The sequence below is a fragment of the Acidisoma cellulosilyticum genome, assembly GCF_020621385.1.
In the GTDB taxonomy this organism is placed as follows: domain Bacteria; phylum Pseudomonadota; class Alphaproteobacteria; order Acetobacterales; family Acetobacteraceae; genus Acidisoma; species Acidisoma cellulosilyticum.
In genome coordinates this window covers 767,107-791,080 of the sequence record NZ_JAESVA010000001.1, presented here as the reverse complement: position 1 = coordinate 791,080, position 23,974 = coordinate 767,107, and the positions used below count along the sequence as shown (strand labels likewise).

Annotated in this window: 23 protein-coding genes; 8 read left to right on the top strand and 15 right to left on the bottom strand. The window is 65.0% G+C overall.

Going from position 1 to position 23,974, the window contains the following annotated elements; all coding sequences use genetic code 11:
• Positions 1-8: 8 nt before the first annotated feature.
• From ACELLULO517_RS03705 to miaB, 4 genes are read right to left on the bottom strand one after another with little or no spacing between them, the layout of a single operon-like run.
• On the bottom strand, positions 9-911 hold the full coding sequence (locus ACELLULO517_RS03705) for a hemolysin family protein (RefSeq protein ID WP_227305914.1): 903 nt from the start codon (positions 909-911) through the stop codon (positions 9-11).
• A complete protein-coding gene (gene ybeY / locus ACELLULO517_RS03700) occupies positions 908-1,387 on the bottom strand; it encodes an rRNA maturation RNase YbeY (RefSeq protein ID WP_227305913.1) in 480 nt (159 codons plus the stop codon). The genes ACELLULO517_RS03705 and ybeY overlap by 4 nt, the downstream gene beginning before the upstream one ends.
• Positions 1,371-2,447 carry a PhoH family protein gene (locus tag ACELLULO517_RS03695; RefSeq protein WP_406566237.1) on the bottom strand — a complete coding sequence of 359 codons (1,077 nt, stop codon included), beginning with the start codon at positions 2,445-2,447 and terminating at the stop codon, positions 1,371-1,373. The genes ybeY and ACELLULO517_RS03695 overlap by 17 nt, the downstream gene beginning before the upstream one ends.
• Before the next feature lie 5 nt (positions 2,448-2,452).
• Positions 2,453-3,805: a tRNA (N6-isopentenyl adenosine(37)-C2)-methylthiotransferase MiaB gene (gene miaB, locus ACELLULO517_RS03690; protein ID WP_227306072.1), complete on the bottom strand. Its 1,353-nt coding sequence runs from the start codon at positions 3,803-3,805 to the stop codon at positions 2,453-2,455.
• A gap of 318 nt (positions 3,806-4,123) precedes the next feature.
• On the opposite strand from miaB, the gene ACELLULO517_RS03685 reads away from it, so the two are divergent.
• Both ACELLULO517_RS03685 and ACELLULO517_RS03680 read left to right on the top strand, forming a co-directional pair.
• A complete protein-coding gene (locus tag ACELLULO517_RS03685; protein WP_227305912.1) occupies positions 4,124-4,540 on the top strand; it encodes a DUF1489 family protein in 417 nt (138 codons plus the stop codon).
• 146 nt (positions 4,541-4,686) lie between these two features.
• Positions 4,687-5,004 carry a hypothetical protein gene (locus ACELLULO517_RS03680; protein ID WP_227305911.1) on the top strand — a complete coding sequence of 106 codons (318 nt, stop codon included), beginning with the start codon at positions 4,687-4,689 and terminating at the stop codon, positions 5,002-5,004.
• A gap of 114 nt (positions 5,005-5,118) precedes the next feature.
• On the opposite strand, the gene ACELLULO517_RS03675 is transcribed toward ACELLULO517_RS03680, so the two are convergent.
• From ACELLULO517_RS03675 to ACELLULO517_RS03650, 6 genes are all read right to left on the bottom strand, one after another.
• Positions 5,119-9,204, bottom strand: coding sequence for a translocation/assembly module TamB domain-containing protein (locus ACELLULO517_RS03675; RefSeq protein ID WP_227305910.1), 4,086 nt, complete (start codon positions 9,202-9,204; stop codon positions 5,119-5,121).
• Positions 9,204-11,027, bottom strand: a complete 1,824-nt coding sequence (locus tag ACELLULO517_RS03670; RefSeq protein WP_227305909.1) for an autotransporter assembly complex protein TamA — start codon at positions 11,025-11,027, stop codon at positions 9,204-9,206. The genes ACELLULO517_RS03675 and ACELLULO517_RS03670 overlap by 1 nt, the downstream gene beginning before the upstream one ends.
• A 233-nt stretch (positions 11,028-11,260) precedes the next feature.
• Positions 11,261-11,740 carry an Hsp20 family protein gene (locus ACELLULO517_RS03665; protein WP_264481295.1) on the bottom strand — a complete coding sequence of 160 codons (480 nt, stop codon included), beginning with the start codon at positions 11,738-11,740 and terminating at the stop codon, positions 11,261-11,263.
• A gap of 168 nt (positions 11,741-11,908) precedes the next feature.
• Complete coding sequence (gene rpmE, locus ACELLULO517_RS03660; RefSeq protein WP_227305908.1) at positions 11,909-12,136, bottom strand: 50S ribosomal protein L31; 228 nt, start codon at positions 12,134-12,136, stop codon at positions 11,909-11,911.
• A gap of 149 nt (positions 12,137-12,285) precedes the next feature.
• A complete protein-coding gene (locus ACELLULO517_RS03655) occupies positions 12,286-12,876 on the bottom strand; it encodes a Spy/CpxP family protein refolding chaperone (protein WP_227305907.1) in 591 nt (196 codons plus the stop codon).
• A 101-nt stretch (positions 12,877-12,977) separates the two neighbouring features.
• Positions 12,978-14,069, bottom strand: coding sequence for an NADH:flavin oxidoreductase/NADH oxidase (locus ACELLULO517_RS03650; protein ID WP_227305906.1), 1,092 nt, complete (start codon positions 14,067-14,069; stop codon positions 12,978-12,980).
• A gap of 188 nt (positions 14,070-14,257) precedes the next feature.
• Between ACELLULO517_RS03650 and pdxY the strand changes: the two genes are divergently transcribed.
• The 5 genes from pdxY to ACELLULO517_RS03625 all read left to right on the top strand — a co-directional run bounded on the left by pdxY (position 14,258) and on the right by ACELLULO517_RS03625 (position 18,288).
• On the top strand, positions 14,258-15,106 hold the full coding sequence (gene pdxY, locus ACELLULO517_RS03645; RefSeq protein WP_227305905.1) for a pyridoxal kinase PdxY: 849 nt from the start codon (positions 14,258-14,260) through the stop codon (positions 15,104-15,106).
• 89 nt (positions 15,107-15,195) lie between these two features.
• Positions 15,196-15,546, top strand: a complete 351-nt coding sequence (locus tag ACELLULO517_RS03640) for a RidA family protein (protein WP_227305904.1) — start codon at positions 15,196-15,198, stop codon at positions 15,544-15,546.
• 352 nt (positions 15,547-15,898) lie between these two features.
• Entirely contained in the window at positions 15,899-16,846 is a 948-nt protein-coding gene (locus tag ACELLULO517_RS03635; protein ID WP_227305903.1) for a CHAP domain-containing protein, read from the top strand.
• A gap of 191 nt (positions 16,847-17,037) precedes the next feature.
• Entirely contained in the window at positions 17,038-17,493 is a 456-nt protein-coding gene (locus ACELLULO517_RS03630; RefSeq protein ID WP_227305902.1) for a TspO/MBR family protein, read from the top strand.
• An 87-nt stretch (positions 17,494-17,580) separates the two neighbouring features.
• Positions 17,581-18,288 carry a hypothetical protein gene (locus tag ACELLULO517_RS03625; RefSeq protein WP_227305901.1) on the top strand — a complete coding sequence of 236 codons (708 nt, stop codon included), beginning with the start codon at positions 17,581-17,583 and terminating at the stop codon, positions 18,286-18,288.
• Between the two features lie 26 nt (positions 18,289-18,314).
• On the opposite strand, the gene mscL is transcribed toward ACELLULO517_RS03625, so the two are convergent.
• Positions 18,315-18,818: a large conductance mechanosensitive channel protein MscL gene (gene mscL / locus ACELLULO517_RS03620; protein WP_227305900.1), complete on the bottom strand. Its 504-nt coding sequence runs from the start codon at positions 18,816-18,818 to the stop codon at positions 18,315-18,317.
• Positions 18,819-18,953: 135 nt separating this feature from the next.
• Between mscL and ACELLULO517_RS03615 the strand changes: the two genes are divergently transcribed.
• Positions 18,954-19,454 (top strand): hypothetical protein, encoded by a 501-nt coding sequence (locus ACELLULO517_RS03615; protein ID WP_227305899.1) that lies wholly within the window; start codon positions 18,954-18,956, stop codon positions 19,452-19,454.
• A gap of 57 nt (positions 19,455-19,511) precedes the next feature.
• On the opposite strand, the gene ACELLULO517_RS03610 is transcribed toward ACELLULO517_RS03615, so the two are convergent.
• The 4 genes from ACELLULO517_RS03610 to ACELLULO517_RS03595 form a co-directional block, all read right to left on the bottom strand.
• Positions 19,512-19,967: a hypothetical protein gene (locus ACELLULO517_RS03610; RefSeq protein ID WP_227305898.1), complete on the bottom strand. Its 456-nt coding sequence runs from the start codon at positions 19,965-19,967 to the stop codon at positions 19,512-19,514.
• Positions 19,964-20,497, bottom strand: a complete 534-nt coding sequence (locus ACELLULO517_RS03605; protein ID WP_227305897.1) for a hypothetical protein — start codon at positions 20,495-20,497, stop codon at positions 19,964-19,966. Before ACELLULO517_RS03605 ends, ACELLULO517_RS03610 begins: the two co-directional genes overlap by 4 nt.
• A gap of 78 nt (positions 20,498-20,575) precedes the next feature.
• Positions 20,576-21,454, bottom strand: a complete 879-nt coding sequence (locus ACELLULO517_RS03600; RefSeq protein ID WP_227305896.1) for a transglutaminase family protein — start codon at positions 21,452-21,454, stop codon at positions 20,576-20,578.
• Positions 21,455-21,467: 13 nt separating this feature from the next.
• Complete coding sequence (locus tag ACELLULO517_RS03595; RefSeq protein WP_227305895.1) at positions 21,468-23,972, bottom strand: circularly permuted type 2 ATP-grasp protein; 2,505 nt, start codon at positions 23,970-23,972, stop codon at positions 21,468-21,470.
• Between the last annotated feature and the right edge of the window lie 2 nt (positions 23,973-23,974).

The window sequence follows — 23,974 nt, the reverse complement described above, 5'->3', positions numbered from 1 at the left end:
CGGTTATGCTACGCCGCGGCTGCGGCGCCTTCCGTCTCGGTCTTGGGTGCCGGCGGCCTGACCCGCACCGTATGGATATGCCGGGCGTCGGCATCCAGCACCTGGAACTCGGCCCCCGAACTCGGGTGGGTGATGATCTCGTTTTCCGCCGGCACGCGGCCGGCGAGGGTGAAGATCAACCCGCCCACGGTATCGATGGAGGAGGCGCGCTCCTCCGGCGTCAGCACCGGCCCGACCTTTTCCTCGAAATCCTCGATCGGCAGGCGGGCCGCGATATCCAGCGTGCCGTCAGGCCGCTCGGTCATCAGCGGCGCCTCGATATCGTCATGCTCATCGTCGATATCGCCGACGATGGTCTCGACCAGATCCTCGATGGTCACCAGCCCGTCGACGCCGCCATATTCGTCGATGACCAGCGCCATATGGACTCGGGCCTGGCGCATCTGCACCAGAAGGTCCAGCACCGGTGCCTGGGGCGCGACCATCAGCGGCTTGCGCACGAGCTTTTCGAGCGAGAATTCCTCGGCCCGGCCGATATACGCGAAGACGTCCTTGATATGGACCATGCCGACGATGTCATCGAGCTCGCTGCGATAGATCGGCAGGCGGGAATGCTGCTCCTCCCGCAAGCGCTGCAAGGTCTCGTCCAGTGTCAGGTCCACCCGCAGCGCCACGATATCGGCGCGGGGCACCATGACGTCATTGGCCATCGTGCCCCGCAGACGCAGGATATTGCCGATCAGCAGACGCTCCTGCCGGTCAAGCTCCGGCGGCTCATCGCCCTGGGCCTGTGGGCTGGTTCCGGCCTCCTCCACCAGATCGGCGATCGACTGGCGCAGGGTCTGGTCGTTTCCCCGACGGCCGAGAATCGACAGGATGCGGCTGAAGAAGGATTCGTTATGGCTGCTCATCGCGCCGCCCTCCAGGGGTTGGGCACGCGGAGTTGGCTGAGGATGCGGCTTTCCGCCATTTCCATGCGGCGCGCATCGCCGGGATGGTGATGATCCTCACCGTCCAGATGCAGCACGCCATGGACCAGCAGATGCGCCATATGCTGCGCCATGGTCTTGCGCTCGGCCGCCGCTTCACGGCGCACGACGCCCAGTGCCAGCACCAATTCGCCGCCCACGCCGAAACCCGCAGGCTCGAAGGTCAGCACATTGGTCGGCTTGTTGCGGCCGCGATGCCGCGCGTTCAGCTGGCGGACGGTCCGGTCATCGGTGAGGACAACGGTATCCACCACCACGTCGGGGACGGTGGTTTGGGCAACCCGGATGGAGCGGAGAACCCGCTCCTCCAGGCGTGGCACGAACCGACGCCAGCCCTGATCTTCGACGATGATCACAGGGTCGGCGGCGGGTGCCTTGTAACTACTTGGAGGTTCCACTTTCACTCTCACGGGGCCGGTGGCGCCGTGCATCTCGCACGACGTCCCGCTCGGCCGTTGCTCGCTGGTCATAGGCTGCGACGATGCGTGCCACCAGCGGGTGACGCACGACATCCTGTTGTCCGAATCGGGTGACGCCGATGCCCTGAACGCCCTCGATGGTCGTCAGCGCGTCGACAAGGCCGGAACTGACGCCGGGTGGAAGGTCCACCTGCGTCGGGTCTCCGGTAATCACCATCCGGGTTCCTTCGCCCATACGGGTCAGGAACATCTTCATCTGCATGGACGTGGTATTCTGCGCCTCGTCCAGAATGGCAAAAGCATGGGAGAGGGTGCGTCCGCGCATGAAGGCGAGGGGCGCCACCTCAATCTCGCCGGCCGCCATGCGCCGGGCAAGCTGATCGCCCGGCATCATGTCGTTCAAAGCGTCGTAAAGCGGGCGCAGATAGGGATCGACCTTCTCCTTCATGTCGCCGGGCAGAAAGCCCAGACGCTCGCCAGCCTCGACCGCGGGGCGGGAGAGGATGATGCGATCGACCTGACCGGTCTGCAGCATGGCGACGGCCTGGGCCACGGCCAGATAGGTCTTGCCGGTGCCGGCCGGGCCGACGCCGAAGACCATCTCGTTGCGGGCCAGCATTTCCATATAGCCGGCCTGAGCCTGGCTGCGCGGTTGAATGGCGCCCTTGCGGGTGCGGATGGCCGGCAGATCGGCCAAGGGCAGTCGCGGCTCGGCGCCGCGCATGTTCAGCTTGATGGCGGCATCGATATCGCTGCTGGACAGCTTTTGGCCGCGTTCCAGCCGCTCATACAGACCGTTCAGCGTCGCCTGTGCTGTCTCGACCCCCGCCTCATTGCCGGTGATCGCGATACGGTTGCCGCGGCAGGCCAGCCGGATCCCCAGCGCCTGCTCCATGCGTATGAGATGTCGGTCATGGTCGCCCAACAACTGCGATAACAAGGCATTGTTCCCAAACTGCAAGGTCACCGATCGTCCGGGGGCGGGCGGTGCGCCCTTGCCCTCGAAGCCGTTGGTGTTCGACCGTTCGTCAGCCGAGATCTGGGTCAAGCGCTGGCTCGCTCCTGTCTGGGGGAGGCGTTGAGAAGGGTAGCGGAAAGCGAATTCGTCATCAGGCTATCAACTTTCACCGGCACGATCTGCCCTGCGAGGGAGATCGGTCCATCCATATGCACGGCCTGGAGATAAGGAGATCGACCGCCGATCTGGCCCGCATGGCGGCCAGGGCCGGTCACCAGCACCGGGATCTCCAATCCCACGGTGCGGGCGTTAAAATCATCCTGCTGCTCGCGCACCAGGATCTGCAATTCCGACAGGCGTCGGTCCTTCTCGGCCTCCGCCACCATACCGGGGGCGCCGGCCGCCGGCGTGCCGGGGCGCGGCGAGTATTTGAAACTATAGGCCTGCGCGAAGCCGACGTCGCGGATCAGTTGCAGGGTCGCATCGAAATCTGCCGTCGTCTCCCCCGGATGCCCGATGATGAAGTCCGACGAGAATGCCATATCCGGCCGCGTCGTGCGGAGTTTATCGATCAGCCGGCGATACGCGTCGGCGGTGTGGCGGCGGTTCATGGCGGCGAGGATGCGATCCGAGCCCGACTGCACCGGCAGATGCAGGAAGGGCATCAGCGCGGGAATCTCGGCATGCGCCGCGATCAACGCGTCATCCATGTCGCTCGGATGCGAGGTCGTATAGCGGATGCGGTCCAGACCCGGAATGTCGGCCAGCGCATAGGCGAGGCGGGCCAGGCCCCAATCGCGCCCATCGGCGCCGGCGCCGTGATAGGCGTTCACGTTCTGGCCGAGCAGCGTGATTTCGCGCGCGCCAAGGCTGACCAAGTGTCTTGCTTCCGCGATCACCGCGGCCGCAGGGCGGCTTGCTTCCGCGCCCCGCGTATAGGGCACGACGCAGAAGGAACAGAATTTGTCGCAGCCTTCCTGGATGGTGAGGAAGGCGGTGACGGCCCGGTCCTGGCTTGGCGCTGTCTCAGGCAGGAAGTCGAATTTCTGCTCGACCGGAAAATCCGTCTCGATCACCGGGCCGGCGGCGCGGTGGGCGCGGGCGACCATTTCCGGCAGACGATGATAGGTCTGCGGCCCGAGCACGATATCGACATAGGGCGCGCGCTCGGTGATGAAGGCGCCTTCGGCCTGCGCCACGCAGCCGGCGACGGCGAGGATGGTCTGCTTGCCGTCGGCGGCGCGCGCTTCCTTGATCACCCGGAGGCGACCCAATTCGGAGAAGACCTTGTCGGTCGCGCGTTCCCGGATATGGCAGGTATTGAGGATGACCATATCCGCGTCGGCCGGACCGTCGGCCGGGCCGTAACCCAGCGGCGCCAGGACATCCGCCATCTTCCCGCTGTCATACACATTCATCTGGCAACCCCAGGTGATCATGTGCAGGCGGCGCAGCGGTTTTTGGTCAGCGGCCGGAAGGGTCGCGGAGGCAGCAGTCAAGCGGAATTCCGGGAGGCTCATAGGGCGAAAGATCCTGTCCAGCCGTCCAGAATCACCGGCGGCATCGGACCAATCGCGTTCCGCAATCTTAGGGTCAAGCGCAATGAGGCTTGTCGACTCCTATTCCTCCTATGCAGCTTCGCAGAGGCAGGGGGGAGACTGTCAAGCTTTGCATCATGACAAGATCGCGTTTGGCTGTTCTGAACCGGTTCTTCCGCAGGTGTCGAATCGGGTTCGCTTGGCTTAATTGGACAAGCCATGGTCCATCTCATCAAACTCAGCGTCGGCATACGGGATGTCGATCATCTGCGCGCGGCCCAACGGGAGCGGGCTTTGTCCGACCCGCCATTGCGGCATCGGACGCGCCACGGGCCCAAGCGGCGCGAGGAAATTCTGGACGGCGGTTCCATTTACTGGGTTATCGCCGGCATGGTGCAGGCTCGTCAGCGCGTCCTGGATATCGAGTCCGCGCCCTATGAGGATGGCAGCGCCGCGACGGCATTCGTGCTCGACCCGAACCTCGTCCTTGTGGAACCACGGCCCACCAAGCCGTTTCAGGGCTGGCGCTATCTCAACCGGAACGACGCGCCGCAGGACCTTGGTGAGCCTGGAGAGGCGGGGGCGGATCTGCCGCCGGGGCTCCGTCTTGCACTGCGGGAACTGTGTCTGCTGTAAGATCATGATTTAAGTAGACAACTGATGCTCAAAATCCCTTGAGTTGTTACGAGAATATAGGCGATATGCCTGACCAGGGAGACACCCTCTTCCACGGTAGAGCCGAACCAGACCGCATGTCCTCCATTTCAACAGGAATGTTATTGATGCGTATCCTTAAACCCTCCCTCGCCATCGTTCTGGGTCTAGCCCTGGCTCCCGCGGCTGCCCTGGCCCAGGCTTCCAACAGCTCTGTGCCGCCGCCGAACCCGAAGGCCTCCATCACCACCACCAATCCGGTCGGGCAGTCGGGTCAGGGTACCAATTCGGTGCCGACGGGCGGTCCGTCCATCGACAAGACGGCCCACGGCAAGACCCATAAGCGCGCCCACAAGAAGGCCTATGGCAAGCATTACGATTACGTCCGTGGCGGCACCAAGAAGGGGCCGAGCGCTACCCACCTGAAGACGACCGGCACGAACTAAGCGAAATCGGCGGCAAACCTCTTTCGAGGGCTGTCATCAGAATTGCTTCAAAAAACCCTCGGGCTTCGGCCCGGGGGTTTTTCGTTTGAGGACGGTTCCCGGCCGAATCCCGTCTCAGTAATTGAACTGATAGGTCACGCCGACGCCGTTGCTGTCGCCACCGACCTGGGTCTGCAGTTTCAACCCGCGGGCGATGTCGATCTGCACCTGGGCGGCCGTGCTGTTCGACCCGCCGCTGGTGCCCTGCGCGGCACCGACATAGACGCCCGGTGCGACATAGCGTCCCGCCTGCAGGGTCGGTGCGCTTTGGTTCTTCGTCTGTGTCGTGCTGGTGGCGCCGGTCGGATTGCCCATGCCGCTGCCGATGGACAGCTGATCGAGCCCCAGACCCTTGCGCACGCTGCCTAGAATGCCGGCGGTGCCACCGGTATTCACACCGGCGATCGAGGCGAGCGCCGAGGCGATCTCGGCCAGCTGAAACGGGCTCAAACTCGTTGTGCTCGTCTTGAACAGGATCTGCGACAGGATTTCGTCCTGTGGCAGGCTCGGGTTCGCGCTGAGGGTGATCTTGGGCGCGCTCGCATAGCCCGTCACGGCCAGGGTGCAGGTGTAGTTGCCGCTATCCGTGACCGCCTCGAAATCGATCGAAGGATCGGTGATGTCGCCGCCGTCGAAACCAACCTGCCCGGTCGTGAAATTGAGCGTCGTCGTCAGCAGGGAGAATTGACCCCGGATCATATCGAAATGGCCGGAGGGCTTCAGCGCCGCGAGCGAGCCGCCGAGATGCAGTCGGCCGCCGAGTTCGGCCTCCAGCCCGTCGCCGCGGATGAAGACCGCGCGCGGGGCGATCAGCGTCAGGTCAAGATTGATCGGCAGCCCAGGGCCGGCGGGCGGCGCCGGCTTGTCGCCCGGACGGATGACATGCAGCACGGCCACGCTGGGCGGCAGGTTGCTCGGGATATTGATATCCGCCCGGCGGATGCGAATGGTGCCGGCCGCATTCATACCGCTCGTCACCGCGCCCGAGACATGGATCTGCGTATCGAAATGCGCGGTCAGCAGGTCGCTTTGAATCGGATCCGCATTCTCGGCTGTGACGGTCAGGTTGAGCGGGATCGTGGGTGCCAGTGCGCCGACCGAGCCGCTGATGCCGATCTTGCCGCTGCCGGCCTGAGCCGAGAAACTGTCGATGATCAGCTGCTCACCCTGGGCCCTGATATGGGCCGTGATGGCAGAGAGCGTCAGCCCTTGGCTGAAATCCTGGAAACGGCCGCCCGCCAGCGTGATAGACCCCGCGATCTGCGGCGCTTTCGCGCTGCCCGAGGCGCGCAGGGCCAGGTTGAGCTTTCCTGCCACCTGCTGGCCCGATGCTTCCATGATCGGATTGATGAGGGCGAGATCAAGCGGCCCGTTGATGCCCAGGTTCAGTTCGCCCGTCATCGACAGCGGCGCTGTGCCGGAGAGAGTGATATGACTGGCCGATCCCGCCGCCACCTGCACCTGCACGCGTGCGGACCGTCCGGCAAGATTGGCCTTGGCGTCGATCGTCGCGGGCGGCAGGGACGCCGCCGGCCCTGAGGTTTCACGCAGGCCACGGCCTTGCAGCGTCACCGTGCCGCCGGGCGCGGCCATGGTGCCGGACAGGCGGGCGTCAGCGTCGATCCGCCCCGCGACCTGCAATGTCGGCGCAAAGGGTTTGATCAGCGCCGGCGTCACATTGGCCAGGGCCACATGCAGGTTCAGGCGTGGGCTGACGGTGCCGGCAGCGTCGATAGTTGCCGTGCCGAGCGAAATCCGCAGCCGGTCTACACCCATGCTTTTGCCGAAATCGATATGCGCCGGGCCGAGCAGCCGCAGCGTCTCGCCATGCCAGGCGGCGGTGAGCGCGGCGAGCGCCACGCGCCGATGCGTAAGGTCCAGCGTCGCGCGGGTTTGCGCGCTGGCCGGCGCACCCTGCAGATCAGGCAGTTTGGCGTCGAGCGTGAGCACCAGGGCCGAAAGCAGGCCTTTGGCCGTGACGGTCGCATTGCCGCGTACACTCGCGGCATCGATGCCGCCAAGCGTCACCCGCGCATTGATATCAGGCGCCGTCGTCGGGTTGGTGACGTCACCGGTCAGGTCCACCGCCGCGACCCGGTTGGTGCCGAAGGCGAGGCTGCGGCCTTGCAGCACCAGATGGGCGGCCTTCTGCGGTGGCGCGTCCAGCTTCAGCGCCAGACTGCCCGAGAGCGGGGCAGCGATCAGGAAGCGGAAATCGGCGAGGCGCTTGAGGTCGATCGCGATGCTGCCGGTCGGCAGTTTCGCCCCATTGGCAAGTGCGACGGACCCCTGGCCGGACAGGCTTTTCCAACTCATGCGGTCGATCCTGGCGGTGATCGCACCATCGGCGCTGCGGGCGGCCTCGATCGCGATGTCGGCGGCCGAGCCCGCCGGCTTGCCGGTCAGCGTGATATCGGCCTTCGGCGCATTCGGCAGGCCGGTCGCATCGACCTTCAGATCGATCGGGCCGGACAGTTGCTCGACCGCTTTACCGCCCTGGGTGGTGCCGACCGTTCCCTTCACCTCCGTCTGGAGCGCGAGGTTCTTGAAGGTACCGGCGGCATGACCGGTCATGGCCAAGGCCCCCGTCACCTGGGGCGCGATATCGGCGAGCCGGCTGAGGGCCAATTGCCAGTCGAGCGCCACCGTCTGGCTTGCTTGTTCCAGGCTGCCCTTCGCACCGAGATCGATATGCGCGCCATGCAGGGTCAGGTTGGAGAGCTTGACCGTCTGCCCGGCCATATCGGCGGCAAGGGCGAGATGAACCTTGCCGCCGGTCAGTGCCATGGCCTGGGGCAGAGCGCGGGTCAGGGCAATATCGGCCGCGACCGTCGCCTGGGTGTCGGTGCCATCGGCATTGCGCGTCGCATGCGCGGTGATATGGGCGCTGCCCGCTATATCCTGCTGCCCGAGGGCTGCCAGCGGCGTGAGATTGGGCAGGTCGAGCGTGACATCGGCCGCCATCGCCGGTTTCAGATGGCCGGTCAGCGCCAGATGCGCGATCGGATGGTCGATGGTGACTTGGACAGGTTCATCCGGCTGGTCCAGCCGCGCGCCGGCTGTGATGGCGATCGGCGTATCGCCCAGCAGGCTTGCCGGCAGGCCAGGCACGACGAGGCCGGCGAGGCTCGCTTTCAGCGCGACGGCGCCGAGATTGCCCTGCAGATCGGCGTCGAGCGATTTGAGCGCGATGCCTTGCGCGGCCAGGCCCTGAAGGCTGACATGACCGGTTGCGTTCGGCTTGGTGAAGGGACCGCTGGTCTTCAGCGCGATATCGACGCTTTGCCAGTGCAGGCCGGGCGCAGGGCTCATGGCCGGGGCATGGGCTTTGATGGCGAGATCCGCTGCCTCACCCGGAATATCCACGGTGCCGTCGATCTTAGCCGTCAGCTCGCCGGCCGAGAGAGAAAGCGTCAGCGGGGCCGCATTCTGCGGACCGTCCAGCTTGGCGGCCAGATGCAGCGCGCCAAGGTCGGGCAGGCCGGCGACGCGCGAGATCATGCCATGCGCCGGTTCATCGACGGCAAGACTGGCCGTCAGCGTCTTTCCGTCGAGCGCAACATCGGCGCCATAACGGCCGGCACCGTCCAGATCGGCGATCGCCAAATGCGCGTTGCCGGCATTCTCACCGGTCACCTGCGCATGACCACTGATGCTGACATCGATCGCGGCCTTGCCGGTGAAGGCCTTGGCGATGCTGACCTTCGGGATGCTGAGGTCCTTGAGATAGACCTTGATCGGCAGCGGCGGGATGGAGGCCGAGATCGGTGCGGTCGAGGGCGGTGCCGGTTTGGCGTTGGGCGCTGCCACCGGCGGCCGCAGGAGAGAGATACTGTTGGCATGAACCGCGTCGATGACGAGGGTGCGATGGATCAGCGGCGTCGCCTGCAGCGTCAGCGCGACGCCGGAGAGCTCGCCCCAGGTGCCGTCATGATCGAGGAGCAGCAGATGAGCCACATGCAGGTCGGTCGGCACGGTGCCGCTAAGACCTTCGATGCGGAAGGTTCCGCCGCCGTATGTATTGGCGAGGTTTTCGACATAGCGCTGGCCGGCCAGGGTGTTCAGCGCGCCGATGACGCCGCCGATGATGATCAGGACGAGCAGCAGCAGGACGCCGATGGCGATGCCTAGCCATTTGGCGATGCGCTTTACGATGCGCATCAGAAGGCCTGCCCGATGCCGATATAGATCTGGAAATTGCCGCTATTGTCCTGATGGACGACAGGCACCGCGAAATCGACACGGATGGGCCCGATCGGCGTGTAATAGCGCAGCCCGATACCGGCACCGACCTTGATGCCGCCCTGGAAGGGGGCCGAGGTCGCGCCGACCTGACCGGCATCGACGAAAAGCGCGGTGCCGAAGCTTTTGCCGAAGCGCTGGCGGTATTCGACGGTGCCGGCATCGATCGAGGTGCCACCGATCGGATTGCCGTCGGCGAATTGCGGCCCGACCGACTGATATTCGTAGCCGCGGATCGTGTTGCTGCCGCCGGCATAGAAGCGCTGGTCAGGTGGCAGCTGGAAGGTGGAGGCACCTTGCACCGTCCCCACCAATCCGCGCAGCGCGATGACGCTGCGACCTTTTCCGGAGAGGTCGAGATAGGTCGAGGCCGAAAGCTGCATGCTCGTGAAGAAGGCGGAGGGCGAGAGCAGCGATTCGCTCGGCGTGATGCTGGCCGTCGCGCGCACACCCTTGGTCGGGTCGAACAGCGAGTTGGTGCTGTCGTATTTCAGCGTCAGCGGCAGCTGGACGAGAAGATAGTGATTGCTCGCCCCCTCCTGTTCCACTTCCTCCGTCGTGCCGGACAGGCCGGCCGACAGGCTCCAATTCTTGTCGAGCTGGCGGGTGAAGGTGGTGCCGAGGGTCTCGCCCGTCTCTTGATAGGCCGTGTAGTTTGTCTTGAAGGCGCTGATGTTGAAGCTCAGCTGCTGGTCGCGCCGGAAGAACGCGGGCAGCGTATAGGTGGCACCGATATTATAGCCGAGCCCGGTGGTGCTGGACCCGCCGAGGCCTGTCGCCTGGGCGCTCAGCAGCAGCGTCTCGCCATTGCCGAACAGGTTGTGATGCGTCCAGCTGGCGCCCAGCACGCCACCGGTATCGGTCGCGTAGCCGGCCGTGAAACTGACCGTGCGCGGCGGACCTTCGCGCATGACGAAGGTGATGGGCAGCCGCCCGTCAGGCCCCACCGCCGTCGCTGGCACGGCCTGGACGGAGGAGAAGACGCCGAGCCCCGCGAGGTTCTGCCGCGCCGTCTCGATATCGCCGGCATTGTATAGCTGGCCGTCCTTGACCGTCAGTTCCCGCCGCACGAAGCCCGGATGGACATTCTTCAGGCCGGCGATATTGATCGGGCCGATATCAACGCGTGGGCCCGGGGTGACCTTGTACGTGACGTCGATCGTATGCTTGCCCGGATTCTCATAGGCCGCCGGCGTCGCGACCTTGGCGAAGGCATAGCCCTCGTTCTGCAATTCGCTTTGCAGGTCGGCGCCCGCCGCGATGACATTCGCGGCCTGCGCCGGGTCGCCGGTTTTCAGGTGAAAGACTTTCATCGCCGCCGGCGGTACGTCGCCCTTCACATCGACGCGGCCGAGATGGAATAGCGGCCCGCGCGTCAGTGTGACGACGATCGGGATCGGCGTCGCACCGCCGTAGCCGTTGATCGCTTGCGGCAGATTGGGATCGTCGAGCGATTTGCCGTCGATCGTGATGGTGACGGCGCCATCATAATAGCCTGCGCTGTTGAGCACGGTCTCAAGTCGCGTCACATCGCCGCGCGCGCGCAGCACCAGCGCGAAGGGGCCGGCTGGCGCCTTGGTGCGCAGTGCGACGAGATTGGACGTCTGGGACACCAGCTTGTCCATCGCCTTGTCGCCGGAGGGCTTGAAGGTGACGGCGTAAGGCTGCGGGTCGGCAGCCCGCGTCGGTGACGCAAGCGACAAGCCGATAACGGCGGAGGCCAGCCAGACGGTTGGCGGCACGGCGGGCAGCCGGCGGATTCGTAGGTGAAAAACCAGACTCCGACCCTCCTTCGCCGAGCTCTTCCTTAACCTCGTCCGGCGGCGATGGTCGATGCCTATCCAGTCGCTTATGAGGTGGAGGCGAAGCGAAACGGGTCAAGGTCGCGTGAGGGCGGAAGGGCCGTTTTTGCCCGGACATGAAAAAGGGCCGGTTGCCCGGCCCTTTTCCAATCGTCAGTGTCAGCGCCGTGTCGTTACGCTGCCTGGGCCGGCTGCTCGGCCGCAGGCAAGTCGGCCGAGATCACCTTCTGCGTGGCGCCGGTCGAAATACCGATGCGGCGCGGCTTCAGCGCTTCGGGCACGACTCGTTTCAGGGCGATATGCAGAAGCCCGTTATCGAGATTGGCACCTTCGACCACGATATGGTCGGCGAGCGCGAAACGACGCTCGAAGGACCGCCCGGCAATGCCGCGATAGAGGGTCGCGACCTTTTCACCTTGTGCCGGCTGCACGCGGCCGGAGACGAGAAGCGTATTGTCGCGCACGGTGACATCAAGATCGTCCGGCGCGAAACCGGCAACGGCGACCGAGACGCGATAGCTCTCGTCGCCGGTCTTCTCGATATTATAGGGCGGGAAGGTTGTGGGGGATGTGTCCTGCAAGCCTTCGACCATCTGGGCAAGGCGGTCAAAGCCGATCGCAGTACGGAATAAGGGCGTGAAATCACGGGTCATTATAAAACCTCCTGATAAAGCAAGGTCATGCTGCCTGGACCGCCGATTGGCCGGTCCCTTTAGTATCAAGGCCCACAGGGGCGCCTCGATGATCTAGAAATAGAAAGAGCCGCTTCTCGTTCAAGAAGCGGCTCTCAAAAAATCGTCAGACGCTAGAAACTAGCGAAATCAGCCCTTGCGGACGCCGATGCTGGCGAATTTCTTGTTGAACTTCGCGATCTGGCCGCCGGTATCGATGATGCGCTGCTGGCCCGTCCAGGCCGGATGCGACTTCGGATCGATGTCCAGGCGCAGCGTGTCACCAGCAGACCCCATGCATGAACGAGTCTTATACTCGGTCCCATCGGTCATGATGATGTTGATCTCGTGGTAGTCGGGATGAATATTGGCTTTCATGGCTTCCGTTCCAGTCGGCGCCGCCGATACGACCGGAAGCGCGGAAGCGGTCGCCTATAAAGGGCGCGAAGGCTTATGGCAACTGCGAGATTGCCAGTTGCCACTGAGTAGGGTCAGCCCCGCGCCCTGCAGGCAGGCGACGGCTGGTGTCAGGGCGTCGTCTTGCCCTTGGCTGGCGCCTTATGGCGCGGACCGCCCGGCAGATCGGACAGGAAGACCGCATCCGCGACCTTTTTCTGCTCGGCCGGCATCACGGCATAGAGGGCAGAGAAGGCATCCGAGCTTTTCTTCAGCCCGTCCAGCCGCAGCTGTTCGACCTGAATGAAGGAGCTGAGGTCCTGGGTCGCGTCCATGGTCGGCAATTGCTGACGCCGGGTGCGATAGGCTTGCCCCAACGTGGCCGCGTTATCGCGCATGCTATCCGCGAAGGCCGTCCATTGGGTTTCCTGGTCCGCCGTGATCTTCAGGTCCTGATGGAGCGCCGTCAGGTAGGTGTTCAGCGCCTGACTGCCGTGGCGATGGGCTGCGCCGGTGGCGCTGGCGGTGGGAGAGGTTTTCGACGGGGCAGGAACCTCGGCCGGCGTGGTCGGGCTGGCGGCGGCGGGCGCGGTCGCGGCGGCTGGTGCTGGCGTGGTTTGGGCATGGGCCGCGGTGATGACGCGAACCGGGCCCAAGCCGCAGACGGCGGCAAGCCCGAGGGCCAGGACCAGACGCGGCGAGGCAGGTGCGGTGAACTTCATCGGCTTTCATCCTTGGGTAGGGAGCGACCCGGTGCGAGGTCGTCATTTTATTTCATATTAGAAACGATATGTCATCCTGTGACTATCGTTCCGGCCGCCTGCTATTCGTGGACCGTCGCCCGTCCGTAGGGACCGGGCAGGTCGACCTCCACCCCCAGACGCCGCGCCGCGCGCAGGGGCCAGGCAGGATCGGCTAACACCGCACGAGCGAGCAGAACGATATCGGCCCGCTCGTTGGCGATGATTTCAGCGGCATGGGTGGGCTGTTCGATCAGCCCGACCGCGCCGGTCGCGATCCCGGCTTCGCGGCGGATGATCTCCGCGAAGGGCACCTGATAGCCGGGATGCAGCGAGGGAATTTTCTGCTCGGGCGAAATGCCGCCGGCCGAGCAATCGATAAGATCGACGTCGCCGCGCGCCGCGATCATGCGCGCGATGGTGAGGATATCGCCGTCGGGCGTCAGACCGCCGGGAATGAAGTCCGAGCAGGACAGGCGCACGAAAAGCGGCAGTTCGGTCGGCCAGACGGCCCGCACCGCGTCCAGCACTTCCATCAGCATGCGGGCACGGCCGCGCACGTCGCCGCCATAGGCGTCGCTGCGGGTATTGCTGATGGGCGACAGGAAGGAATGCAGCAGATAACCGTGGGCGGCGTGGATTTCGGCGATCTTGAAGCCGGCGGCCAGCGCCCGCCGTGCGGTGCCCGCGAATTGCGCCGCGACGGTGCCGATTTCGGCCGGCGTCAGGGCATGAGGCTCCGGGTCCTTCGTCTCCGAAAAGCCTTGCTCGGTCGGGCCTTCCGACTGCCAGCCGCCTTCGGCGACCGGGATATAGCGATCACCTTCCCAGGGACGGGTGCAGCTACCCTTGCGGCCGGCATGGGCGATCTGAATGCCCGGCACGGCGCCGCCCAGCGTGATCAGCGCAGCCAGGCGCGCATAAGCCGCCTGCTGCGTATCATTATAGAGACCGAGATCGTTCGGCGTAATGCGGGCGACGGCCGAAACCGCGCTCGCCTCGGTAAAGACGATGCCGGCGCCGCCCATGGCCCGGGCGCCCAGATGCTGGATGTGCCAGTCGTTCGGCACGCCGTCGCTCGCCGAATACTGGCACATGGGCGAGACCGCGATGCGATTGCGGGCGGTGACGCCCCGAAAACTGATGGGCTGGAACAGAAGCGGCGTGCGCGCCATGGAAGCGTCCTCAGCTGGAGGGGGCAAAACTCGGTGACGACCGGCTTAGTCGGGCGGCATATGGGGGGGCGAGTGATTCTTGCCACCGCTGACGAGCGGGAGACTGAAACCGACATGAGGCGGCTTCATGGCGCGTATGGCGCAGGCGCCTCTCAGCCGCCGCACAAACCCGTGTTAGTCAGAATGTCATGAACATTCTCTCGATTCAGTCCTGGGTCTCCTACGGGCATGTCGGCAATGCCGCCGCCGTCTTCCCCATGCAGCGCCTGGGGGCGGAGGTCTGGGCCATCAATACGGTCCAGTTCTCGAACCATACCGGCTACGGCAGCTGGCGCGGCAGCGTGCTGCCGCCGGACCTGATCCGCGAGGTCGTGACCGGTATCGAGGAGCGGGGAGCGCTGCCGCGCTGCGACGCGCTGCTGTCAGGCTATCTCGGCGATCCGCAGGTGGCCGAGGCCGTGCTGTATGCGCGTGCCCGGCTGCAGGCCGCGAACCCGCGCGCGATCTATTGCGCGGACCCCGTGATCGGCGACGATGATACCGGCGTCTATGTGCGCCCGGGGATTGCCGAGCTGATGCGGGACCAGATCGTCCCGGCCGCCGATATCCTGACGCCGAATTTGTTCGAGTTGCGCCATCTTACCGGTCTGCCCTGCGATACGCTGGCAGGCGTCAAAGATGCCGTCGCGGCATTGCAGGCCCGCGGCCCGCGCCGCGTGCTGGTGACCAGCCTGCGCACGCCGGAAACGCCGGACGACCAGTTGGATATGCTGGCGGCCGAGGGCGGAGACTATCATCGGCTTCGTGCGCCGCTGCTGCCATTGTCGGTCAATGGCGCGGGTGACGCCGTCGCGGCACTTTTCCTGGTCCATACGCTGCAAGGGAAATCGGCGGCGGACGCTTTGAGTGCGGCGGGTTCCGCCATTTTCGGCATCCTGCGCCGGACGGCCGAACTGGGGCAGCGCGAGATTGCGCTGATCGCCGCGCAGCAGGAGCTTGTCTCGCCTTCGACCGTTTTGCGCCCGGTTTCCGTCTGACGGCACGTCGCGCGGCGGCGGGAAGGGCGCTATAGGTCGCCAGGGCGCGCAACCGCCGCGCGCTTTATTCTCACCTCCGAGGATTTCTCATGAGCAAGATTCTCCGCACCAATGCCGGCCCGATCCTGTCGGCCGCTGTTGAATATCACGGCTTCGTCTACCTCCAGGGCTGCACGGGCCAGGACCTCGACAAGGACGTGACCGGTCAGACCGAAGAAGTCCTGGCTCAGATCGATGAGCTGCTGGAACTGCACGGCACCGACAAGACCCGCCTGCTGACCGCCCAGATCTGGCTGAAGCACATCACCGATCGCCCGGCCATGAATGCCGTGTGGCAGGCTTGGCTGCCGGAAGGCATGGCGCCGGCCCGCGCCTGTGTCGAAGCCAATATGGCCGATGACAAGCACCTCGTCGAAATCATGGTCACTGCCTGCAAGTAACCGCCTGACGACACAGAGCGGCCGTGCGCGGCGGCTCTGTGTCTGCCGATCGGGACCCGCATCGGACCCGTTTCGTGCTGAACCCATCTGGCCGTCTGTGGCCGATTTCCCTTGCCCGACCGTTTTGCTGCACTGCACCCGAATCTGGAATTCTCACGGTTGGTGGGCGTCTTGAACCGCGTTCAAGTCTGTCAGGGGTAGTTTTTAGGAATTTGATCCTAAAAACCCATCACGTTCTGTAGCGAAATTCGTCTAAAACGCGCCTTGACATGCATTTTTGTCGATCTGCGGTTGTCAGGGAAACACGGCTCCGTTACCCCGGTCTCACGAACTGATGAAGACCCTCAGACGGATGGCCCTTAAACCGATGCAGAACATGCTCAGAAAAGTCTGTGTTTTTGCATCATTTTTGGTTGCAGGCTCATCGCTGGTTTCCGTCTCGGCTTTCGCACACACACACAAAGTTGACCACCATCTGCATGCTGCCGCATCCCACAAGCATGGGACGACGCGCGTCGCGAGCAGTAAGCATCATGGCCGCGTAATCGCGCATAACGATCGCCATCATGGCAATGCCGTTGCGTCCGCGAATGCGCATGGCCATGCGACGAAGGAGCGGGTCAGCTACAGCTATCGCCGTCACGGCAAGCTTTATACCCGTACGATCTGGCGCACCCGCAATGCGGTCGCGCTCTACGGCGACGGCGTCTATCATCACGGTTACCTGGAATGCGTGCCCTATGCCCGCCAGGTTTCCGGCATTTCGCTCTCCGGCAATGCCTTTACCTGGTGGAACGAGGCCGCCGGCCGTTATGAGCGTGGCCAGAGCCCCGAGGCCGGCAGCGTGCTGAATTTCCGCGCCAATGGCCGCATGCGCCTCGGCCATGTCGCTGTCGTGCAGGAAGTGGTCAACCGTCGTGAAATCCTGATCACTCAGGCCAATTGGGGCGGCCCCGGCTTCGTGCGTGGCGGCGTTTCCTCGGATATTTCCGTCGTCGACGTCTCTCCGAATAACGACTGGACGGCGGTGCGCATGGCGCTCGGCCACGCCGCCACCTACGGGTCCGTCTACCCGACCTACGGGTTCATCTATGCGCATGGCGCCCCGGCGACCCTGATGGCGTCCAACGGGCCGGCGCCGCAAATCGCGCTGGGCGATCGCCCGCCGGCGGATCTGCGCAGCCCCGCGCAGCGCCGTCATAACAACGCGCTGTTCACGCAGAGCGTCCAATTGGCCGCCGCACCGGATTTCAACGGTCCGGCAATCGCAGCCAGCGCGCCTGACCGCAACCTGCGCTGACAGCGATCACGACGGGTTGAGCCGCTCACCCGTCCGCTTTCTGTCATGACGGTCTTCCAAGCTTCATAATCGCCCCCTAAGCTCCGGCAAAAGCAACGCTTGCGCACGGAAGGGGGCGTGTTTTCCAGAATTTGGGGCAATTCGGCGGCGGCCACAGCCGTGGCGGCCAGATCCTGGGATTGGTCGGATTCGTGGGTCTGTCTCTGCTGGTGCAGGTGGCGGCCTCGGGTGTCGCTGACCATGCTTTGACGCATTGGTATCTTTCGCTGCGTCGGCCCCCCTTTACCGCGCCGAGTCACGTCTTTTCCCTGATCTGGGCCTTGGCCGATGTCAGCCTTGGTATCGCGGCCTGGGTGTTATGGCGCCAAATGGACCCCTGGCGCCTCAGCCCGCGGGCGGCTCTTCGGCTCTGGGCTTGGGAAATCGCGCTCATCGCGCTCTGGGCACCGGTCTTTTTTGGATTGCACTCGCCGGGGGCCGGGCTTGTCGTCATGCTCCTGCTGATCGGCACCGCTTCCGCCACTACCTATGCTTTTTGGTATCGGCACCGCTTTGCGGGCGCATTGTTACTCCCTTCTCTGCTCTGGCTCTGCTATGGAGCCTATCTCAATGTAGGATTTTGGTGGCTGAACCCCGCTTTCGGCTGATCTTGCCTGCAGCGGACGCCATCATAACGCGAAAGACGGGGCCGGCCTTTGCCCTCCGCTTTCCGGGACGGAGCAGACGATTAAGATATGACCAGTCGGATCATCACGCGGGTTGCGCCCGGCTTGCTCATCGGCCTCGTCGCGGCCGCGACCCTGCCGGGCCATTCCGCGATGGCCCAGGCGGCCCTTCCTCAACCGACCTCCATGGGTCCCGTCGTGCAAGGCGGCAATGGTGGTCAGGCGGCGCAGCCGTCCGTCGCCGGTCTGCCCGGTGCGCGCCGGTCCGGCCCGGTCAATCAGGGCACGATCGACGCGACCCTGCTTTCCCCGAATGACGAGCTGTTCGACGCGATCAACCGCGGCGACATCACGGCCGCGCGCGATGCGCTCTCGCGCGGCGCCGATCTGAGTGCGACGGATGCCGTGGGGCAGACGCCGATCGACCTCTCGGTCTCCCTCGCCCGCAACAGCATTACCTTCCTGCTCGTGACCTTGCTGCATGCCGGTGGCGGCGACATCACCGATGCGCAGGGCCCGATGGCCCAGCCGCCGGCGAATACGCTGGGCCTCAGCTCCAAGGATCAGAAGACGGTCACCACGCCGGTCGGCTTTTTCGATGCGCCGCAACCGGCGGCTAAGGCAAAGACCGGCAAGTCGAAATCTTATCAGACGGTCGCGGCCCGCCCGTCCGCCAGCACGACCAGCTTTGCCGAGAGCGCACCGACGTCTTCCGGCGGTTCCGGTTCCCCCAACGCGTCGGCCGGTTTCGTGGGCTTCGGTGCAGGCGCACAGTAAGCGCGCCCACACCCAGCCATCGGCCGTCAGGTCGGGTCGATCAACTTCGGGCTGACGACGGTCGGCCCAGCCAGACCTTCCTGCGCCTTCAACAGATCCCGGATTTCCGTCAGCAGCACTTCGCTGGGCGTAGGCCCCGGCGGGGGAGCGGCTTCAGGCTTGCTGTGGAGCTTGGAAATCATCTTCACCAGCCAGAAGATAGCGAAGGCCACGATCAGGAAATTGATCACGGCATTGATGAACAGGCCGAAATTCATCGTCACCGCGCCGGCCTTCTGCGCATCGGCCAGCGTCGCCACATGCGGACCCTTCAGCGTCAGGAACAGATTGCTGAAATCGATGCCGCCCACGATCAGACCCAGAATCGGATTGAGGATGTCTTTGACGAGGCTGCTGACAATCCCCGTGAAAGCGGCACCGATGATGATACCGACCGCGAGGTCGATAACATTGCCCCGCATGATGAAAGCCTGAAATTCCTGTACCCAGGCAGGGCGCTGCGGCAGCCCCTTCAAGTCGAATTGCGCCATCGCGATTCCTCCTTTTGACATGTGCCGCCTCAATCCATGGCAGCACCCTGAAACGCTTCTTCCGTTCGGCTTACTCGACAATGGGTTCGGAATGCCTGAAGGGAAGAGGCAGATCCCAACCTTAGAAGGGTCAGCATGACAAGCAAGCTCACGATCCGTTACAGTCTGGCCTTGGCCGCAGTGGGTTTTTTGACGGCCTGCGGATCGAGCAATCCCGGGCGAACGTCCGGTGGGGTCGCGACCGGTGCCGGCACGGGGGCCGCAATCGGCATCATCGGTGGTCCGATCGGCATTGTCGTCGGTGCCGCTGTCGGCGCTGGCGCCGGCGCGCTGACCGCCACCAATACGACGCCGAAGCAGCTCGATCTCGGTGACCCGCTTTGGGCAAGGGAACATGGCGCGCCGCCTGTCCCGTCCAGCACGCCCGTGGCCGGTGGTAACGCCTATGGCGGCATGCCACCGCCACAGCCCCTGACAAGCAACGGCCCGGCGCCGTACCAGGATCAGCAGCAATATCAGCAGCCCTCGCCGGGTGCCCCCTCGCCGGGAGCCCAGGCGATGCCGCCGAGTGGCGCGATTCAAAGCCAGTCCCTGACGCCGCCACCCGGCGGCCAGCCGACGCAGCTTTCGCCGTAAAACACAAAAGGCGAGTCCCGGTCGGGACTCGCCTTTTGTGCGGCTTGTCGCCCTGGCTTACTGGGCGGGCGGCAGGATCGGCGGCTTGGTGAGATCGCTGCCGGTCGGTTCCGCCAGGTCCGCGGGGGGCGGCGTGATCGGCTGGCCCGTAGCGCCGCCCTGCGGCGTCGCTGTGATATCCCCGACATTGGCGGGCTGCGTGTCGAGATGGCGCATGCAATCCGTCATCACGTCCTGGCGCTGATGCTCGATCGCCAGCGCATTGGTCGAATTGGGCAAGGTGGACGTGGCGGCGAAAGGCGAGCTGGTCGGGTCGCTTTGTGCCAGCGCATCGGCATTGGCATGGGTCACCACCTGATCCGCGATGCGGTGGCAAGCGTCATACTGCGACTGCTCGCTGCGGGACTGTTGCGGCGCCTCCGCGCAGGCGGCCAGCAGGCCGAGCGGCAAGGCCAGAGCGGCCAGTGTGGCAAGGCTCTGTCTGAGACGGCGGGAAGCGGTGGTCGGGCTCATGCAGAGACTCCAGTAAAGGTCTGGCCGCCATCGCGGTCGGAAAGCCGCACGGGCAGATTGCGGCGAAGGGAGACTTCATCGAATCGGGCGTCATCGGTCAGATCCGCCCGCGCCGCCGCCCGCATCAGCGCAGGGTCGATCCGCGTGCCATCTCGTTTCGATGACAAATAGAGCTTGGCCCAAGGGGCCGTCGCCAGAAGCTGGACCAGGGCCAGCAGACGCAGGCAAAGCGAAACGCCGCCGAGCGTCGCCAGATTGGTCACGTCATCGACGGCGCCGGCCCAGCAGCGCGCGTCACGGTCCGTCAGATCGAAATCGGCGATCTGCCCGTCGGACTTCTGGAAGCGAAAGCTGCGCTGAGCGCCCCAATTGGCCGAAAGGGAATGGGCGCGCGCGGCATCCCAGGCCGCTTCAAGCTCTTTCAGGAGAACCGGCGGCATGGCGGCCGGCGGCACGGCCACACGATACAGCAAGTGGTCGGGTCCGTAGTCGCGCACTTCGACGGAAGGGGATGCGGATTCGTCAGCCATAAGCCAGAATGCCCTGACCCGCTTGTCTGCGCCAGCATCACGCGCCGTGTCGCGGAAAAACCTGTCCTGCAAGCGCTCTCAATCCTCAAGCGGCTCAAGGTCGACCGAGACGTCCAAGCCGTGCGGACCGCCGCCCAGGATGATGCCACGCAGCGGCGAAACATCGCTGAATTCCCGTCCCCAGCCGAGCACGACATGCTCGTCACGAACGATAAGGTTGTTGGTGGGATCCAGATCGACCCATCCGAGAGCCGAGCCGAGCCAGGCGCCGACCCAGGCGTGGGAGACGTCCGAGCCGATGCGGCGGGGTTGGCCCGGCCGCGGATAGGTGCGGATATAGCCCGAGGTATAGCGCGCCGGCAGGCCGAGGCTGCGCAGCCCGGCGATCATGAGATGCGCGAAATCCTGGCAGACGCCCGCGCGCTGCGCCATGACGCGGGCCACCGAGGTGGTGATGGTCGTGCTGAGCGGCCGGAAGGCGAAGTCCCGCTTGATCCGGGCATTGAGATCGATCAGCCCGGCAAGAATCGGTCGCCCCGGCGGAAAGGATTCAGCCGCATAGGGGCCGGCGCCCTGATCGTTCGGCACCAGGGGGCCGGCGAAGGTGAATTCGGCGGCTTCCCAGGCATGGAGGCCGCCGGCCGCCGCCTCCGCCGCGACCGTCTCCCAGGGCGGCGTCGCTTCCGGTTCAGGCGCCTTGGGGAAGGCGACATCGATTTCGGAGACCGCCGTCACCTCCAGCCGGTCATGCGGCTCCTCGATGAAGATCCATTCGACGCGATTGCCGAAATGATCGATCGCCTGTGCTGTGCGCGCCGGGGTCGGGTCGCAATGGATGGCGACGTCGGTGACCTGCTGCCAGGGCAGGCTGCGCGGGCTGAGATGCAGCATATGGCTCGCGAGATCGACCTGCTCGTCATAGCTGTAGCTGGTGGTGTGGCGAAGTTTGAACCGCATGTTGCTGGGCCGATCAGGCCGCGCCGCGCAACAGCGGGGCTTCGTCTTCCTGTTCCACGCCCACCGCGCGGGGCATGGGCAGGAGCGCGAAGTAGCGGCGGAAGATGAGGTCGGACAGCCCGCGAATGCCTTCGGCCAGCGCGTGCAGCTGATCCGGCACGGCGGCGAGCGAGGCCGCGTTTTCCTGTGCCGTCAGAACATCGGTGACGATGTCCTGCGTCGACTGTAGCAAGGCTTCGGCCTGCGCGGTGACGCGGTCATCGCCACCGTCGCCGATACTGTGCAGAAGCCGGTTGAGCGTGGCGAGCTGGAAGGCCAGCGCACGCGGATTGCTGTCGTCGGCGATGACGAGGTCCAGCACCGGTCCCGCCTGCAAGGTCGTGAAATAGCGGCTGCGATAGGTGATGGCCGAGTCGCAAATCTCCAGCGCCAGGCGCAGGCCCAGCTCCCATCGCGGTTCCGGCTGATCCAAGACGATGGCGAGGCTGTCCGCCGTGAGCACGGCACGTTCCACCCGCCGGCCCATATCAAGAAAGATCCAACTGCCGCCGCGCACCATGTTTTCGGCGGCAAGGCCGGCGACGACCGTCGAGAAGCGCTGGATGCTTGCCATGGCATGGGCAAGACCGTCGAGCTTGCCGCCGCTCTCAGCGATCTCATCAGTCGCGGCGCGCAGCATATGCATGAAGGCGGCATACATTTCGCCGGTCAGGCGGTCGCGCACCAACCCGGTCAACCTTCCCGCCTGGCTGAGCAGCCGGCCGATGGGGCCGTTTTCCCGCGTCATGGCGACGATGGCGGCGGCCGTGGGCGACCCTTTGCTGGAATGGTCGGGGTCCGTGAGATGTGCGGCCGCGAGGCAGGCATCAAGCAGCTGCAGTTCCAGATGTTCCCGCGGCATCGGCGGATTGCGTCCAAGACGCAGAATGATCGCGCGCGTCAACCGGGCCGCCGTCTCCAGCCGCTCGATATAGCGACCGAGCCAGAACATGTTATCGGCGGTGCGGCTGGGCAGTTCGCCGAAGGTGCGGCGGACGGCGAGGGTCGTCTGCGGCACGGCGGCGGGACCGACGATATTCTCCATCCCCTCCGCCAGAACCCAAACGTCCTTCGAGATACCGCGCGCCGGCAATTGGCCTGTGAGCTGGCCTGGCTCCATATGCCGCGCGAGTCCGCCCGGCATGGCATGCCAATGGCCACCGTTTTTGACCAGGAACAGGCGCAGCACGATCGGCTGCGGCACCAGTTCATTGCCACGCGCACAGGGCGCGAGGGAGGGTGATACCGCCAGCATGGCCGCGTAGTCCTGCGGCTGGGCTGCGATCTTCTTGAACAGCAGCGCGCGCTCGGCAGGCGCCATGTCCTGCGGCCGCCATAGCGTGACATTGCCGCCCACGGCCGGCAGGAAGTGCCAGCTGGTCGGGTCGGCCTCGACCCTGGCCCGCCCGGCGGCGTCACCCAGCCACACGGTCTCGACACTCGGCAGGCGCAACGGCTCGCCCAGGAAATGCTGCGCCAGGCCAGGCAGGAAATGCGGGATCGCGGGCGCTTCCGTGAGGCCCGAACCGGGATGATTGACGACCCGCACAGTGCCGGCGCGCACCGCATCCATCAGGCCCGGCACGCCAAGCAGGCTGCCGGAATTGAGTTCCAACGGATCGAGCATGCGGCCGCTCATGCGCCGCAGAATGACATCGATCCGGTGCAGCCCGTTGAGCATCTTGAGGTAGACGATGCCGCCACGGATGGTGAGGTCACCGCCTTCGACCAGGCTGCAGGACAGTTCCTGGCTCAGCAGCATATGTTCCAGCCATTGCGGACTGCCGGGACCGGGCGTCAGCAAAGCCACATTCGGATGCAGCCGTCCGGGCGGGGCTGCCTTAACCAGGGCATCCTGCCAGAGATCGAAAAAGGGCCGCAGCGGACGGATTTGCACGGAGCGGAACATCTCCGGCACGACGCGGGAAAGAATCCGGCGGTTTTCGCGCGCCATCCCAGCGCCCGCCGCACCGGCCGTGCGGTCGCTGAGCACGCGCCATTGTCCGTCCGGCCCGCGAATAAGGTCGGCGGCATAAAAGTTGAGCTTGGGGTGATCGGCCGTCGGCTGCGTGTGACAGGCGCGGAGAAAGCCCGGATTGTTGAAGACGAGTGCTGGCGGCAGCAGCCCTTCCGCCAACGCGGTCTGCCGACCGTATAAATCGTCGAGCAATGCCTCGAACAGGCTCGCCCGCTGGCTCAGCCCCTGTTCCAATTCCATGAATTCCTGCGCCGAGATCGGCAGCGGAATGGGGTCGCAGCGCCACAGCCCGTCGCCCTCGTTCGCGCCGTCCAGCGGCGCGCCGGGCAGGATGCTGCGCACGCCCTCGTCCTCAAAGGCCTGATCCAGCCGCCGCTGGCGGTTGGCGAGGCTGTCGGAGAGCATCGAAAGCCCGCCGAGCACCGCGCGCCAATGAGGGCGGACATGGCGTGTGCCATCCACCATCTCATCAACGCCTTCACGGAGCCCGGACAGGTTCATCT